Raw genomic sequence first — 16,019 nt, 5'->3', positions numbered from 1 at the left:
CCGGTGGGCAGGTAAACGCAAAACGGCAACCTCGGTTGCCGTTTTTTGTGTTTTCTCCCCGCGGGAGAGGGCCGGGGTGAGGGCATCAGGCATTAGCCTTGGCTCGCTCTAACTCCGTCCCCCCGCGCTTCATCACCCGATCCAATACCTCTGCTTCCAGCTCCGCCAGCCTTGCAGAGCCCACGCGGCGAGGGCGCGGAAGATCCACCGTCAGATCCAGGCCTATTTTCCCGTCCTCTATTAACAGCACCCGGTCAGCCATCGCGACGGCTTCGCTCACGTCATGCGTCACCAGCAGTACCGTAAAGCCGTGCGCCTGCCACAGGGATCCAATCAAATCCTGCATTTCGATCCGCGTCAGGGCGTCGAGCGCGCCGAGCGGTTCATCAAGCAACAGCAGGCCCGGACGGTGAATTAGCGCACGCGCCAGCGCCACGCGCTGCTTCTGCCCACCCGAGAGGGCTGCCGGCCATTCGCCCGCACGATTTTCCAGCCCAACGGCGGCCAGCGCCTGGCGGGCTTCATCCCGCCAGCTGCCCTTAAGACCGAGCCCGACATTGTCGATAACCGTTTTCCACGGCAGCAGGCGTGCATCCTGAAACATCATGCGGGTATCGTCCTGAATATTCGAAAGCGGCGTCGTTCCTGCCAGAATGTCACCGCCGTTGGGGGCTTCCAGCCCGGCCAGAAGCCGTAGCAGGGTGCTCTTGCCGCCGCCGCTGCGACCAACAACGGCCACAAATTGTCCGGCGGGAATGTGCAGATCCAGCCCGTTAAGAATGGTGTTTTCGCCGTAGCGTTTGGTCACGCCGTTCAGCAGTAACGGCGTTCCCTGATTCAGTCGTGCAGTGTTCATGCTTTCGCCTCCTGAAGGGTATAGGCCGGGTTCCAGCGCAGCCAGCTGCGCTCCAGCCACTGGGCGCTGACGTCGGCGAGCTTGCCGAGCAGGGCATACAGAATGATGGCAACCACCACCACGTCCGTTTGCAGGAATTCGCGGGCGTTCATCGCCAGGTAGCCAATGCCTGAGTTGGCCGAGATGGTCTCTGCCACAATCAGCGTCAGCCACATCAGGCCGAGCGCAAAACGCACCCCGACCATAATGGAGGGCAGGGCGCCCGGCAGAATCACGTGAATAAAGAGAGAAAAACCCGATAAGCCGTAGCTGCGTGCCATCTCCACCAGACCGCGATCGATGTTGCGGATGCCGTGCCAGGTGTTGATGTAAATCGGGAACAATGTGCCCAGCGCCACGAGGAAGATCTTGGCGCTCTCATCAATCCCAAACCACAGGATAACCAGCGGGATCAGCGCCAGATGCGGCACGTTGCGCAGCATCTGAATAGAGGTATCCAGCAGCCGCTCGCCCCAGCGGGAAAGGCCGCTGATCAAGCCCAGAACCAGACCGATGCTGCCGCCGATGGAAAACCCAATCACGGCGCGCCAGGAGCTGATAGCCAGATGCTGCCACAGCTCACCGCTCACGCTCAGCGACCAGAACGCTTCTACGACGCCCTCCGGAGAGGGCAGAATGCGGCTCGACAGCCAGCCGGTGGATGACGCGAGCTGCCAGAGAGCCACAATGCCGACGGGTAAAAACCACGGCGCGGCGCGCAGCAGCCATTTTTGTGATGTGGCAGACATGGTCACTCCTTAGCTCTGTGCGGCTTTGCGTGGAATAAACTCGTTCGCCACGGCTTCGCCCTGAAGCTGAAGCCGCTGCGGCTGCGGAATCTCCGGGATGGCGACATCCAGATGCGGGAATAACAGCTCGCCCACCTTGTACGCCTCTTCCAGATGCGGATAACCGGAGAGAATAAAGCTGTCGATACCCAGGTCTGCGTATTCATTAATCCGGGCGGCTACGGTCGGACCGTCGCCGACCAGCGCCGTGCCCGCACCGCCGCGCACCAGGCCGACGCCCGCCCACAGGTTCGGGCTGATCTCCAGATTCTCGCGCTTGCCGTTGTGCAGGGACGCCATTCGGTGCTGTCCGACGGAGTCGGTTTTGGCAAACGCGGCCTGCGCCCTGGCGATGGTCTCATCGTCCAGATGGGAAATCAGACGGTCGGCGGCCTGCCAGGCTTCTTCATTGGTTTCGCGCACGATTACGTGCAGGCGAATACCGAAGCGCACCTTGCGGCCATGGGCGGCCGCCTTCGCGCGTACCTGGGCAATTTTTTCTTTCACCAGCTCAGGCGGTTCGCCCCAGGTAAGATAGAGATCGACCTGCTCTGCCGCCAGATCCTGGGCCACATCCGACGATCCGCCAAAATAGAGCGGCGGGCGCGGCTGCTGAACCGGTGGGAAGTAGAGCTTCGCGTCACGAACGTGAATATGCTTGCCTTCAAAGGTGACGGTTTCCCCTTCCAGCAGACGTCGCCAGACGCGGGTGAACTCGGCGGAGGCTTCATAGCGCTCGGTATGGTCGAGGAACACCCCATCGCCCGCCAGCTCCTGCGGGTCGCTGCCCGTCACCAGGTTAAACAGGGCGCGACCGTTGGATAGCCTGTCCAGCGTTGCCGCCTGACGCGCCGCCACGGTAGGGGAGACTACGCTCGGGCGTAAGGCAACCAGGAACTTCAGACGCTGGGTGACCGGGATCATCGATGCGGCCACCAGCCAGGCATCTTCACATGAACGTCCGGTCGGGATCAGCACCCCGGTGAAACCGATTCGGTCCGCCGCCTGCGCAATCTGCTGCAGGTAGCCGTGGTCAACCGAGCGCGAGCCCTCTTCTGTACCAAGATAGTGTCCATCACCGTGGGTGGGTAAAAACCAGAAAAGATTCAGACTCATGATTTAGCTCCTTCTTTGCCTGCGGGCTGCCAGATGCGTTCGCGGATAGTGACCTGTTTTGGCACCAGGCGGTTTTGATAGAACAGGTCAGCCGTTTGTTGCTGAAGCGCGGCGACGTGCGCGTCCACGGGCGTGATGGTGGTCGGCGGACGGTGGTTGAGATAGCTCGCGATCACCGGCTCAGGTAAGCCCATGGTTTTCGCCAGCAGGGCAATGCTCTCCTGGCGCTGGGTCTGGGTCAGCGCATCGGCCTGGGTAAAGGTATCCAGTACGCCCTGAATAAATGCGCCGTTCTTTTCCGCGTAAGGACGCGCGGCCAGATAGAACGAACCGGTCTGCTTCAGCGTGGTACCGTCTTTCAGCACGCGAACGCCGCCCTGCAGCAATGCGGCGGAGTAGTACGGATCCCAGATTGCCCAGGCATCAACGTCCTTCTGCTGGAACGCGGCGCGGGCGTCGGCAGGCGTCAGGTAAACAGGCTGAATGTCAGTGAACTTCAGCCCGGCTTCCTGCAGGGCACGCAACAGCAGGTTGTGTGAGCTGGAACCTTTCTGGAAAGCCACTTTGTGCCCTTTGAGGTCGGCGACGCTTTTAATGTCGCTGTTTTCAGGCACCAGAATCACTTCGGCCTTCGGTTTGGGCGGCTCAACGCCAACATAGACGAGGTCCGCTCCCGCCGCCTGGGCAAATATCGGCGGAATATCGCCCGTGCTGCCGAGATCGATACTGCCGACGTTCAGGGCCTCCAGCATCTGCGGGCCAGCAGGGAACTCCACCCAGGAGAATTTGGTGTCCGGGAAGCGTTTTTCCAGCAGCTGGTGGCTTTTCGCCAGCACCATGCTGACGCTGCCTTTCTGATAGCCAATGCGCAAACTTTCCGGAGCCGCTTCTGCGGCATGGGCCAGCGAGGTAAGTGCCATCAGACCTGCCAGGCCGATGCGGGTTAACGTTTTAAACATGTGCGACTCCTTGAGGCTGACCAAACGCCGGGGCCTGGATATCCCTGCGGTGCAGAGCGTGCCAGAAGGTTTCCAGTGCGTTATCGAGGCGGGTTTGCAGGTTGGGCGTAAAATGAGGTTTATGTTGATAATCGATAACCTGGGAGTCATCTGCGAAAACGCCGTGGAGGATCTCCTGCGCTTTCAGCGCGTTCAGCACCGGCTTCAGGGCATAATCCACGGCCAGTAAATGGGCAACCGTACCGCCCGTTGCCAGCGGCAGCACAACTTTGCCGTCCAGGGCGCGCTCCGGAAGCAGATCGAGCAGGGTTTTCAGCGCCCCGGAAAAGGAGGCTTTATAAATGGGCGTTGCCACAATTAAGCCGTCAGCGCCGTTAAGCTGCTCGATGAGCGTTTTAAGCGCAGGGCTGTCGAAACGGGCATAGAGCAGATCTTCAGGTTCGAAGTTATGCAGGTTCCAGTGGCACACTTCCACATCCAGGGCATTGAGTTTTTCGCGGGCATATTCCAGCAGGGCGCTGGAGCGCGAAGGGAATCGTGGACTTCCGGCCAGGGTAATGACGCGCATACTTCCTCCTTATAACCAATTGTTTGCTTTTATCTAACATTCATAACAATTTTCAGGAGTGTGACACCGCGCGGTTATTCCACTAAATGATTTATCTGCAATTAAAATGCGAAAAAGTGCATAAGAAATAGACGGGAAGGTAAACGATTGCGTTTTGCGCTGATTTTTTGCCGCAGGTCAATTCCCTTTCGCGCGTGGATCGCCCATAATCCCCTCCCGGTTTGCACACCGGGAATCCAGGAGAGTTCATGTACTACCCCTTCGTTCGTAAAGCCCTTTTCCAGCTCGACCCTGAGCGCGCTCATGAATTTACATTCCAGCAATTACGTCGTATTACCGGAACGCCGCTGGCCGCTCTGGTGCGTCAGAATGTGCCGGAAAAACCTGTGCAGTGCATGGGTCTGACCTTTAAAAATCCGCTGGGTCTGGCGGCCGGTCTGGACAAAAATGGTGAGTGCATTGATGCCCTGGGCGCGATGGGCTTTGGCTCCATTGAAATCGGTACCGTCACGCCGCGCCCGCAGCCGGGAAATGACAAGCCGCGCCTGTTCCGCCTGGTTGAAGCCGAAGGGCTGATCAACCGCATGGGTTTTAATAACCTCGGTGTTGATCACCTGGTTGAGAACGTAAAAAAAGCCCATTTTGACGGGATATTAGGCATCAATATCGGCAAAAATAAAGACACGCCAGTCGAGCAGGGTAAAGATGACTATCTGATTTGTATGGAAAAAGTCTACGCCTATGCCGGTTATATCGCGGTGAATATTTCTTCACCCAATACTCCGGGTCTGCGTTCCTTACAATATGGCGAAGCGCTGGACGATCTTCTGAGTGCCATTAAAAATAAACAAAATGAACTCCAGACGATCCACCATAAATATGTTCCGGTCGCGGTTAAGATCGCCCCGGATCTTTCTCCTGAAGAATTGATCCAGGTTGCCGACAGTTTGGTTCGCCATAATATTGATGGTGTTATTGCGACCAATACCACTCTCGATCGTTCCCTCGTGCAGGGAATGAAAAACTGTGACGAAGCGGGTGGGTTAAGTGGACGTCCGGTGCAATTAAAAAGCACCGAAATTATTCGCGCCCTGTCTGCGGAATTAAAAGGACGTCTGCCGATTATTGGCGTCGGCGGCATTGACTCAGTGATTGCTGCGCGCGAGAAGATGGCGGCAGGTGCGTCACTGGTGCAAATCTATTCCGGTTTTATTTTTAAAGGACCGCCGCTGATTAAAGAAATCGTTACTCATATCTAATCTTTTCTCTTAATCAGACAACCAGGGCTTTATTTCCAGCCCTGGTTGTTTTATATTCCGTCACTGTTGCTTATTTAGTCATTATAGTCTTTTATTAATGGTGTTATAAACGAGGCGGCAAACAGGACATTTTTAGTACAGGACGTTTGGGGACGGGAGAGACACATGCGAATTAAACCTGACGATAACTGGCGCTGGTATTTTTGCGACGAGCATGACCGAATGATGCTCGATTTAGCCAATGGCATGTTGTTTCGTTCTCGTTTTGCCCGCCGAATGTTAACCCCGGATGCATTTTCCCCGTCGGGCTTTTGCGTTGACGATGCGGCGCTTTATTTCTCCTTTGAGGAAAAATGTCGCGATCTGGTGCTCTCTAAAGAGCAGCGTGCCGAGCTGGTATTAAATGCGCTGGTGGCTATCCGCTTCCTGAAACCGCAAATGCCAAAAAGCTGGCATTTTCTTGCGCATGGTATGAGCTGGACCCCGGCAACGGGTGACGCGGCCAGCGTCAATCTGAGCGATACCGCAGAAGAGGTGAGCCTGCTTGTGGTTGAGCCAGGCGAAAATGCTGCGCTCTGCCTGCTGGCACAGCCCGGCGTAACCATTGCCGGGCGGACGATGCAGCTTGGCGATGCCATTAAAGTGATGAACGACAGGCTGAAGCCGCAGCTGCGCGTAGATTCCTTCAGCCTTGAACAGGCGGTTTAAGCTTCCAGCTGTACGGACGTTTTCGGTATGCAGCTACAGCACAGAATTGTGCCGTCATTTCCAATTGCCGATTTTTTCAGCGCACTGACCTCTCCATCCACCAGCCTGATGCGGCAGCATCCGCAAATGCCTGCGCGACAGGAATAGGGTACGCGAATACCTGCCTGCTCCAGTTGCTCCAGTAATACCTGCTGGTTGTTGCCACGGATGACGTTGCCCTGCCAGTGAATATCTACCGCAGAGGCGACATTCGTCACAACGTCGACCATTTCTTCTTCCTGACCTGAGCCGTATGCTTTTGCAGGCCCTCGGGTAAGAATTTCTACCTCATCACCGACGCGGATTGCGCCGCTGGAGCGCGGGATCAGGTTCTGGCCGAAATCCACATCGCCGTTGTCCTGCGCGGTGCGGAACGACTGCAGCGTCTTCAGCGGTTCGCCGGAAGGATGCTTCTGGCCTTTCTCAGGGCTCACCGTGGTGAAAATGCAGCGACTGCAGGGTTTTACGACATCAAAGATGACGCTACCGATGCGGATCACTTTCCAGGTGTCTTCTTCCCAGGCGTCGGCGCCCGTAACCACCAGGTTCGGACGGAACTGTTCCATCTGAACGCTGGCCTTGCAGCGGCCTTGTAAATCACGCAGCGAGGCTTCGTTAGTCAGCAGGAACGGGAAACCATCGGCGAAGGAGAGGGGAACTGCGTCATGGCGCTTCACGCGACGCGTCAGTTCAGGACCTACCCAGCGCAGCTGCACGTCACGAGAGAAGAAACCGCTCAGCCAGCGGTTAATCTCATCCGGGGCGATGCGCGCGGTAAAATGATTGCCCCACACTTCCGTTGGCGCATCGACAGGCGCAAAATCAGCAAAGCGAATTACCGCGCTGGAACCGTCCGGCGCGGTAAGGTGTAAACCGTCATGAAGCGGGGAAGGGGTAAAGCGAACCATCTGCGGGAACTGGCGTGCGGTAATGAACGTGCCGTCAGGCTCGGTGACCATAAAAATACGATCGAAGGCGAATCCGCTCATGTCGGCCAGCGCGTGAGAGACGCTGATGCCGCGCATGGATTTCACCGGATGAATAAAAAGCCTGGATAACGTCGCCACTGCACACTCCCACAAATGAAAATAAGCCTTCAACTTTATGACATACACGCCATATTAGCTATAATGCGCGACAATTTTCTAAGAGTAAAAGTGACGATATGAATTCTCTGTTTGCCAGTACGGCCCGTGGGCTGGAAGAGCTGTTAAAAACTGAACTGGAAAGCCTGGGCGCGCAAGAGTGCCAGGTGGTTCAGGGTGGTGTCCATTTTGAGGGCGACACGCGGCTTATTTACCAGAGCCTGATGTGGAGCCGTCTGGCGTCGCGCATCATGCTGCCGATGAAGGAGTGCAAGGTCTATAGTGACCTGGACCTCTATACCGGCGTACAGATGATCGACTGGACAGAGATCTTCACGCCAAATGCCACCTTTGCGGTGCATTTCAACGGCGTGAACGACGAGATCCGCAACAGCCAGTACGGTGCCCTGCGCGTAAAAGACGCCATTGTGGACTGCTTCACGCGTAAAAATAAGGAACGTCCAAACGTCGATCGCGAAAATCCGGATCTGCGTATTAACGTCTGGCTCAACGGTGACACGGCGAGTATTTCTCTCGATCTGAGCGGCGCAGGCCTGCACCTGCGCGGCTACCGCGATCGTACCGGTATGGCGCCAATTAAAGAAACGCTGGCTGCCGCCATTGTAATGCGCTCCGGCTGGCAGCCGGGCACGCCGCTGCTCGATCCGATGTGTGGTTCCGGTACGTTGCTGATTGAAGCGGCCATGCTGGCAACCGACCGCGCGCCGGGCCTGCATCGCGGTCACTGGGGCTTTAAAGGCTGGGCGCAGCACGACGAAGCGCTCTGGAAAGAGGTCAAAGACGACGCGCAGACCCGCGCGCGTAAAGGTCTGGCGGAGTACACCTCCCACTTCTACGGTTCGGACAGCGACCCGCGGGTAATCGAACGCGCGCGCAGCAACGCCCGTCGCGCCGGTATCGGCGAGCTGGTCACCTTTGAGGTGAAAGACGTGGCGAACCTGACCAACCCGCTGCCAAAAGGTCCGTACGGTACCGTGATCAGCAACCCGCCATACGGCGAGCGTCTGGACAGCGAACCGGCGCTGATTGCCCTACACAGCCTGCTGGGGCGCAATATGAAGGACTACTTCGGCGGCTGGAACCTGTCGCTGTTTAGCGCCTCGCCGGAGCTGCTGAGCTGCCTGCAGCTGCGTGCCGATCGCCAGTTTAAAGCGAAAAACGGCCCGCTGGACTGCGTGCAAAAAAACTACCATCTGGCGGAGAAAGCGGCGGACAGCAAGCCGTCCGGCGTGGCGGAAGATTACGCCAACCGCCTGCGCAAGAACCTGAAGAAATTTGAGAAGTGGGCGAAGCAGGAGGGCATTGAATGCTATCGCCTGTACGATGCCGATCTGCCGGAGTACAACGTGGCGGTTGACCGCTACGCGGACTGGGTGGTGATTCAGGAATATGCGCCACCGAAAACCATTGATGCGCAAAAAGCGCGTCAGCGCATGCTGGATGTGATTGCGGCCACCATCGCCGTGCTCGGCATTGCGCCAAACAAGCTGGTGCTTAAAACCCGCGAGCGTCAGAAAGGGAAAAATCAGTACCAGAAGATGGGCGAGAAGGGTGACTTTATCGAAGTGGGCGAATACAACGCTCGCCTGTGGGTGAACCTGACCGACTATCTGGATACCGGCCTGTTCCTCGACCACCGTATCGCCCGTCGCATGCTGGGTCAGATGAGCAAGGGCAAAGATTTCCTCAACCTGTTCTCCTATACCGGCAGCGCGAGCGTGCATGCGGGTCTGGGCGGCGCGCGGAGCACCACCACGGTGGATATGTCCCGCACCTATCTGGAGTGGGCGGAGCGCAACCTGCGTCTTAACGGGCTGACCGGACGTCAGCACCGACTGATGCAGGCCGACGTGCTGGGCTGGCTGCGTGATACCGACGAGCAGTTCGACCTGATCTTTATCGATCCGCCGACCTTCTCCAACTCCAAGCGCATGGAGGATAGCTTTGACGTTCAACGCGATCACCTGCGCCTGATGACCGACCTGAAGCGCCTGCTGCGTAAGGGCGGCACTATTATGTTCTCGAACAACAAACGCGGCTTCCGTATGGATCATGACGGCTTAGCAGCCCTGGGACTGAAAGCACAAGAAATCAGCCAAAAAACGCTGTCTCAGGACTTTGCCCGTAACCGTCAAATTCATAACTGCTGGTTGATTACCGCGGTCTGAAAGGAAAAATAAATGTCTTTAATTAGTATGCACGGCGCGTGGCTCTCTTTCAGCGACTCGCCGCTTCTCGATAATGCAGAGCTGCATATCGAAGATAACGAGCGCGTCTGTCTGGTGGGCCGTAACGGCGCGGGTAAATCCACGCTGATGAAAATCCTCAACCGCGAACAGGGGCTGGATGACGGCCGCATCGTTTACGAGCAGGATCTGATCGTCTCCCGCCTCCAGCAGGACCCGCCGCGTCACGTGACCGGCAGCGTTTACGATTTCGTGGCGGAAGGGATCTCTGAGCAGGCCGAATACCTGAAGCGCTATCACGAGATTTCGCATCTGGTGATGACCGATCCGAGCGACAAGAACCTCAACGAACTGGCGAAAGTGCAGGAAATGCTCGATCATCACGGTCTGTGGCAGCTTGAAAACCGCATTAACGAGGTTCTGGCCCAGCTTGGTCTGGAAGCGGACATGGAGCTGTCGGCGCTCTCCGGCGGCTGGCTGCGTAAAGCGGCCCTGGGCCGCGCGCTGGTCAGCGGGCCGAAGGTGCTGCTGCTGGACGAACCGACGAACCACCTGGATATCGAAGCGATTGACTGGCTGGAAGGCTTCCTGAAAACCTTCAGCGGCACCATCATCTTTATCTCGCACGACCGTTCGTTTATTCGCAACATGGCAACGCGTATTGTCGATCTCGACCGCGGCAAGCTGGTCACCTATCCTGGCGATTACGACACCTATCTGCTTGAGAAAGAAGAAAACCTGCGCGTGGAAGAGCTGCAGAATGCGGAGTTCGACCGCAAGCTGGCGCAGGAAGAAGTGTGGATCCGCCAGGGCATCAAGGCCCGCCGTACCCGTAACGAAGGCCGCGTGCGCGCTCTGAAGGCAATGCGCCGTGAGCGCAGCGAACGCCGTGAAGTGATGGGCAGCGCCAAAATGCAGGTGGAAGAAGCGTCCCGTTCCGGCAAGATTGTCTTCGAAATGGAAAACGTCAACTATCAGGTTGATGGCAAAGTGCTGGTGAAAGATTTCTCCGCCCAGGTTCAGCGCGGTGACAAAATTGCGCTTATCGGCCCGAACGGCTGCGGTAAAACCACGCTGCTGAAGCTGATGCTGGGCCAGCTGCAGGCCGACAGCGGCCGCATTCACTGTGGGACTAAGCTGGAAGTGGCCTACTTCGACCAGCACCGCGCGGAGCTGGATCCGGACCGCACGGTGATGGATAACCTCGCCGAAGGCAAGCAAGAGGTAATGGTAAACGGCAAGCCGCGCCACGTGCTGGGCTATCTGCAGGACTTCCTGTTCCATCCGAAACGTGCGATGACCCCAGTCCGTGCGTTATCTGGCGGAGAGCGTAATCGTCTGCTGCTGGCACGTCTGTTCCTGAAACCAAGTAACCTGTTGATTCTCGATGAACCAACGAACGACCTTGATGTCGAAACGCTGGAATTACTCGAAGAACTGATTGACGGTTATCAGGGGACCGTAATGCTGGTCAGCCACGATCGTCAGTTCGTGGATAACACCGTAACCGAGTGCTGGATCTTCGAAGGTGAAGGGCGAATTGGACAATACGTAGGCGGTTATCACGATGCAAAAGGGCAGCAATCGCAGTCTCTGGCGCAGAAACACGCTAAATCCAGAAATGTACCGGAACCTGCTGTAACAAAAGCAGAAACTGTTAAAAAATCTCCTGCTAAAATGAGTTATAACCTGCAGCGCGAACTCGAGGGGCTGCCTCAGCGTCTTGAAGAGCTGGAGGCAGCTCTGGAAACGTTGCAGATGCAGGTCGCTGATGCGTCATTCTTTACGCAGCCGCACGACTATACTCAGAAAGTACTGTCAGAACTGTCCGCGGCTGAAAAAGCCCTGGAAGAAGCATTTGAGCGCTGGGAGTACCTTGAGTCTCTGAAAAACGGCGCATAAACAGGGATAACATATGTGTGACCAGCACCATGCCGACAGGCATATTTTATGCTCGCAATGCGATATGCTCGTGGCGTTGCCAGAGCTTGGTCACGGACATAAAGCCCTGTGTCCACGTTGCGGCGCAACGTTGACAACCGAGTGGGACGCGCCGCGGCAGCGTCCCACTGCTTACGCTCTGGCAGCATTGTTCATGCTGCTGCTCTCCAATCTCTTCCCCTTCATTTATATGAAGGTGGGAGGGATAACCAGCCAGGTGGATCTGCTTGAAATCCCGGGCGTGATGTTCTCGGAAGATTACGCCAGCCTCGGCACCTTTTTTCTCCTGTTTGTCCAGATAGTCCCGGCTTTTTGCCTGGTCGTTATCCTTTTGCTGGTCAACCGCGTCAGGATGCCCTCATCACTGAAAATCCGGCTCGCGCGTATCCTATTTCAGCTCAAAAGCTGGGGTATGGCCGAGATCTTTCTGGCGGGCATTCTGGTCAGTTTCGTGAAGCTCATGGCGTACGGTGATGTGGGGATCGGCAGCAGCTTTATTCCGTGGTGCCTGTACTGTGTCCTGCAGCTGCGCGCCTTCCAGTGCGTGGACAGGCGCTGGGCGTGGGATGATATCGCCCCGGCACCGACGCTTGCGCAGACGGTAAAAGTCGGCGTGCCCGGAATTCGTCAGGGGCTGCGTTCTTGCCCATGCTGCACCGCCGTGCTGCCCGCCGATCTCGACGTTTGTCCGCGCTGCGAAACGAAAGGTCACGTACGCCGTAAAAATAGCCTGCAGTGGACGATGGCGCTGCTGGTCACCTCCATCATGCTGTATCTGCCTGCCAATATTCTACCGATCATGATCACCGATTTGCTCGGCGACAAAATGCCCTCGACGATCCTGGCCGGGGTGATCCTGCTGTGGGGAGAAGGTTCCTATCCTGTCGCCGGCGTGATCTTTATCGCCAGTATTATGGTGCCAACCTTAAAAATGATCGCCATCGCCTGGCTCTGCTGGGATGCGAAGGGGCATGGAAAACGCGACAGCGAACGCATGCACCTGATTTATGAAGTGGTCGAGTTTGTCGGACGCTGGTCAATGATTGACGTGTTTGTCATCGCCGTTCTCTCTGCACTGGTGCGGATGGGCGGTTTGATGAGTATTTATCCCGCGATGGGGGCTTTAATGTTTGCACTGGTCGTGATTATGACCATGTTTGCGGCCATGACCTTCGACCCTCGTTTATCGTGGGATCGTGAGCCTGAATCAAGCCATGAGGAAGAGTAAGAGCATGGAAAATAAGAGTGGAGAGGCGAAAGTGCAGAAGGTCAAAAACTGGTCGCCGGTGTGGATTTTTCCCATCGTGACCGCGCTGATCGGTGCATGGATCCTGTTTTATCATTACAGCCATCAGGGACCGGAAGTCACGCTGATAACCACCAATGCCGAGGGGATTGAGGGCGGTAAAACGACCATCAAAAGCCGTAGCGTGGACGTGGGCGTGGTCGAAAGCGCAACCCTGACCGACGATTTAACCCATGTGGAAATTAAGGCGCGCCTTAATGCCGGCATGGAAAAACTGCTGCATGGCGATTCCGTTTTCTGGGTCGTTAAACCGCAGGTGGGACGTGAAGGGATCAGCGGCTTAGGGACGCTGCTCTCCGGGGCCTATATTGAACTGCAGCCCGGCACGAAGGGTAGCCAGCCGGGAAAATACCAGCTTCTGGATTCACCGCCGCTTGCGCCGCCTGATGCCAAGGGTATCCGCGTGATCCTCGACAGCAAAAAAGCGGGTCAGCTCACGGCGGGTGACCCGGTACTGTTCCGCGGCTACCGCGTCGGTTCCGTTGAAACCAGCACCTTCGATGCGCAAAAGCGTACCATTAGCTATCAGCTTTTCATCAATGCGCCAAACGATCGTCTGGTGACCAGCAACGTTCGTTTCTGGAAGGACAGCGGGATCGCGGTCGATCTTACGTCGGCGGGGATGCGCGTAGAAATGGGATCATTAACCACGCTGTTTGGCGGCGGGGTGAGCTTTGATGTTCCGGAAGGGCAGGACCTCGGGCAGCCGGTTGCCGAGAAAACGGCGTTCAGACTCTTTGACGATCAGCGAAGCATTCAGGACGCGCTTTATACCGATCACATCGACTTCCTGATGTTCTTTAAAGACTCCGTCCGCGGTCTGCAGCCGGGCGCACCCGTTGAGTTTCGCGGTATTCGTCTTGGTACGGTTGGACAAGTTCCGTTCTTTGTCCCGGGCCTGAGCCAGATGCTGGACGATGATTATCGTATTCCGGTGCTGATCCGTATCGAGCCGGAGCGTCTGCTGAACCAGATTGGCGAGAACCAGGATATCGCGGCGCATATTAACGAATTGATGAACCGTGGTCTGCGCGGGTCGCTGAAAACGGGTAACCTGGTGACGGGCGCGCTGTATGTGGATATGGACTTCTACCCGAAAGCACCGCCGATTACCGGTATTCGTGAATTCGGTGGCTACAAGATCATCCCAACGGTGAGCAGCGGTCTGGCTCAGATCCAACAGCGCCTGATGGAGACGCTGGATAAGATCAACAATCTGCCGCTGAATCCGATGATTGAAGCGGCGACGAACTCACTGAGCGAAAGCCAGGCAACGATGCGTCGTCTGCAAACCACGCTGGATAACATCAACAAGATCACGGCGAGCCAGAGCATGCAGCAGCTGCCGCAGGATATGCAGAAAACGCTGCGTGAGCTTAACCGCAGTATGCAGGGCTTCCAGCCGGGTTCAGCGGCCTACAACAAGATGGTGGCAGATATGCAGCGTCTTGATCAGGTCTTACGTGAACTGCAGCCGGTGCTGAAAACGCTCAACGAGAAGAGCAACGCGCTGGTGTTCGAAGCGAAAGATAAAAAGGATCCTGAGCCGAAGAGGGCAAAAGAATGAAAAAGTGGCTATTGATGGTTGGTGCTCTGCTGTTAACGGCGTGCAGTTCAGGGGTAGATAATAAAAGCTACTATCAGCTGCCTGTGGCTACCCACAGCGGTGGGCAAAGCACGGCCAGCCAGGGAAGCCGCCAGCTGTGGGTTGAGCAGGTTGCCGTGCCGGATTATCTGGCAGGAAACGGGGTGGTCTATCAGACCAGCGACGTTAAATACGTGATTGCGACGAACAATCTGTGGGCCAGCCCGCTGGATCAGCAGCTGCGCAACACGCTGGTGGCCAATCTGGGCAGTCAGCTTCCGGGCTGGGTTGTCGCGTCGCAGCCGCTGGGTAACGACCAGGATACGCTTAACGTCACGGTAACGGGCTTCCACGGCCGTTATGACGGTGCGGTGGTGATTAGCGGGGAGTGGTTGCTGAACCATCAGGGGCAGCTGATTAAGCGTCCTTTCCATCTGGAGCTGAAGCAGCAGAAAGATGGCTATGACGAAATGGTGAAAGTTCTGGCTCAGGGTTGGGCACAGGAGTCGGCCAGCATCGCGAGAGAAATTTCCCGGCTGCCATAAGTAAAATTCATCATTAAAAACCGCAGTTGGCCTGTCGCTGATTGCGGTTTTTTTTCGTTTTCAGTTCAGTTTGTTACTTGTGCCACGTCACAATTTTTGTACAAATGAACTTCCAGCTAGCTCACAAATATGACACCCGTATGAATTTTGAACATTGACGATGCGACTAATTCGGGGTATTCGTTATCTGTGCCTGTGCATTTAGTGCAGACACTGTTTTCTTTCCACCAGACAAAAGAATGAGGGAAACGAGGCATGAAGAGACAGAAACGAGATCGCCTGGAACGGGCTCATCAACGTGGTTATCAGGCCGGCATCGCTGGACGTTCTAAAGAAATGTGTCCTTATCAGACGATAAATCAAAGGTCACAATGGCTTGGAGGCTGGCGAGAAGCCATCGGCGACAGGGCACTCATAGCCTGATAACGTCTCTTTCAAAAAAGAAACCTCCGCAATGCGGAGGTTTCGCCTTTCTGGGGGTGCCAAAAGCACGATCAGAAGGCTGAAGTATCCTGGAACAGGCCAACTTTCAGGTCGCTTGCGCTATAGATCAGACGACCGTCGACCAGCACTTCGCCATCTGCCAGGCCCATAATCAGGCGGCGGTTAACGATGCGCTTGAAGTGAATACGATAGGTCACTTTCTTCGCCGTAGGCAGAACCTGGCCAGTGAATTTTACTTCGCCCACGCCCAGCGCGCGGCCTTTACCTTCGCCGCCCAGCCAGCCCAGATAGAAGCCAACCAGCTGCCACATGGCATCCAGGCCCAGACAGCCAGGCATTACCGGATCGCCAATAAAGTGGCAACCGAAGAACCACAGGTCCGGGTTGATATCGAGTTCTGCTTCTACGTAACCCTTATCGAAGTTGCCGCCGGTTTCGGTCATTTTCACGACACGGTCCATCATCAGCATGTTCGGGGCCGGTAACTGTGGGCCTTTAGCGCCAAACAGTTCACCGCGACCAGAGGCAAGAAGATCTTCTTTTGTATAGGATTCGCGTTTATCTACCATGTTCT

15 protein-coding genes are annotated in these 16,019 nt (G+C 56.3%); 8 read left to right on the top strand and 7 right to left on the bottom strand.

Annotation, left to right across the window (positions count from 1 at the left end):
• Positions 1–85: 85 nt before the first annotated feature.
• Genes ssuB through ssuE form a run of 5 tightly spaced genes read right to left on the bottom strand, consistent with a single transcriptional unit; the run spans position 86 to position 4,326 of the window.
• Positions 86–856 (bottom strand): aliphatic sulfonates ABC transporter ATP-binding protein, encoded by a 771-nt coding sequence (gene ssuB, locus ADJ24_RS17235; RefSeq protein WP_023311015.1) that lies wholly within the window; start codon positions 854–856, stop codon positions 86–88.
• A complete protein-coding gene (gene ssuC, locus ADJ24_RS17230) occupies positions 853–1,644 on the bottom strand; it encodes an aliphatic sulfonate ABC transporter permease SsuC (RefSeq protein ID WP_023311016.1) in 792 nt (263 codons plus the stop codon). The genes ssuB and ssuC overlap by 4 nt, the downstream gene beginning before the upstream one ends.
• A gap of 9 nt (positions 1,645–1,653) precedes the next feature.
• The gene (ssuD, locus tag ADJ24_RS17225) at positions 1,654–2,799 is read right to left on the bottom strand and encodes an FMNH2-dependent alkanesulfonate monooxygenase (RefSeq protein WP_023311017.1); all 1,146 of its coding nucleotides are present in this window, start codon (positions 2,797–2,799) and stop codon (positions 1,654–1,656) included.
• The gene (locus tag ADJ24_RS17220; RefSeq protein ID WP_023311018.1) at positions 2,796–3,758 is read right to left on the bottom strand and encodes a sulfonate ABC transporter substrate-binding protein; all 963 of its coding nucleotides are present in this window, start codon (positions 3,756–3,758) and stop codon (positions 2,796–2,798) included. Before ADJ24_RS17220 ends, ssuD begins: the two co-directional genes overlap by 4 nt.
• Entirely contained in the window at positions 3,751–4,326 is a 576-nt protein-coding gene (ssuE, locus tag ADJ24_RS17215) for an NADPH-dependent FMN reductase (protein ID WP_008499940.1), read from the bottom strand. The genes ADJ24_RS17220 and ssuE overlap by 8 nt, the downstream gene beginning before the upstream one ends.
• Before the next feature lie 248 nt (positions 4,327–4,574).
• Here ssuE and pyrD point away from each other — a divergent pair, with 248 nt between their 5' ends.
• Both pyrD and zapC read left to right on the top strand, forming a co-directional pair.
• Positions 4,575–5,585, top strand: coding sequence for a quinone-dependent dihydroorotate dehydrogenase (gene pyrD, locus ADJ24_RS17210; RefSeq protein ID WP_023311019.1), 1,011 nt, complete (start codon positions 4,575–4,577; stop codon positions 5,583–5,585).
• A gap of 165 nt (positions 5,586–5,750) precedes the next feature.
• Positions 5,751–6,293, top strand: a complete 543-nt coding sequence (gene zapC, locus ADJ24_RS17205) for a cell division protein ZapC (protein ID WP_023311020.1) — start codon at positions 5,751–5,753, stop codon at positions 6,291–6,293.
• Here zapC and ADJ24_RS17200 read toward each other — a convergent pair.
• The gene (locus ADJ24_RS17200) at positions 6,290–7,399 is read right to left on the bottom strand and encodes a YcbX family protein (protein WP_023311021.1); all 1,110 of its coding nucleotides are present in this window, start codon (positions 7,397–7,399) and stop codon (positions 6,290–6,292) included. The genes zapC and ADJ24_RS17200 overlap by 4 nt on opposite strands.
• A 98-nt stretch (positions 7,400–7,497) precedes the next feature.
• Here ADJ24_RS17200 and rlmKL point away from each other — a divergent pair, with 98 nt between their 5' ends.
• The 6 genes from rlmKL (at position 7,498) to rmf (ending at position 15,424) form a co-directional block, all read left to right on the top strand.
• Positions 7,498–9,606, top strand: a complete 2,109-nt coding sequence (gene rlmKL, locus ADJ24_RS17195; RefSeq protein WP_023311022.1) for a bifunctional 23S rRNA (guanine(2069)-N(7))-methyltransferase RlmK/23S rRNA (guanine(2445)-N(2))-methyltransferase RlmL — start codon at positions 7,498–7,500, stop codon at positions 9,604–9,606.
• 12 nt (positions 9,607–9,618) lie between these two features.
• The gene (locus ADJ24_RS17190; RefSeq protein WP_023311023.1) at positions 9,619–11,526 is read left to right on the top strand and encodes an ABC transporter ATP-binding protein; all 1,908 of its coding nucleotides are present in this window, start codon (positions 9,619–9,621) and stop codon (positions 11,524–11,526) included.
• A gap of 13 nt (positions 11,527–11,539) precedes the next feature.
• Positions 11,540–12,793, top strand: a complete 1,254-nt coding sequence (gene pqiA / locus ADJ24_RS17185) for a membrane integrity-associated transporter subunit PqiA (protein ID WP_023311024.1) — start codon at positions 11,540–11,542, stop codon at positions 12,791–12,793.
• Between the two features lie 4 nt (positions 12,794–12,797).
• Entirely contained in the window at positions 12,798–14,438 is a 1,641-nt protein-coding gene (gene pqiB, locus ADJ24_RS17180; RefSeq protein ID WP_023311025.1) for an intermembrane transport protein PqiB, read from the top strand.
• Positions 14,435–15,001: a membrane integrity-associated transporter subunit PqiC gene (gene pqiC, locus ADJ24_RS17175; protein WP_023311026.1), complete on the top strand. Its 567-nt coding sequence runs from the start codon at positions 14,435–14,437 to the stop codon at positions 14,999–15,001. Before pqiB ends, pqiC begins: the two co-directional genes overlap by 4 nt.
• Positions 15,002–15,256: 255 nt before the next feature.
• The gene (gene rmf, locus ADJ24_RS23625) at positions 15,257–15,424 is read left to right on the top strand and encodes a ribosome modulation factor (RefSeq protein WP_013097261.1); all 168 of its coding nucleotides are present in this window, start codon (positions 15,257–15,259) and stop codon (positions 15,422–15,424) included.
• A 71-nt stretch (positions 15,425–15,495) separates the two neighbouring features.
• Here rmf and fabA read toward each other — a convergent pair whose 3' ends face one another.
• Complete coding sequence (gene fabA / locus ADJ24_RS17170; protein ID WP_008499931.1) at positions 15,496–16,014, bottom strand: 3-hydroxyacyl-[acyl-carrier-protein] dehydratase FabA; 519 nt, start codon at positions 16,012–16,014, stop codon at positions 15,496–15,498.
• Between the last annotated feature and the right edge of the window lie 5 nt (positions 16,015–16,019).

The sequence above is a fragment of the Enterobacter sp. 940_PEND genome, from assembly GCF_001059415.1.
Taxonomy (GTDB): domain Bacteria; phylum Pseudomonadota; class Gammaproteobacteria; order Enterobacterales; family Enterobacteriaceae; genus Enterobacter; species Enterobacter cloacae_M.
The sequence above is the reverse complement of the archived record's forward strand: the minus strand, read 5'-3'. Positions and strand labels throughout refer to the sequence as shown.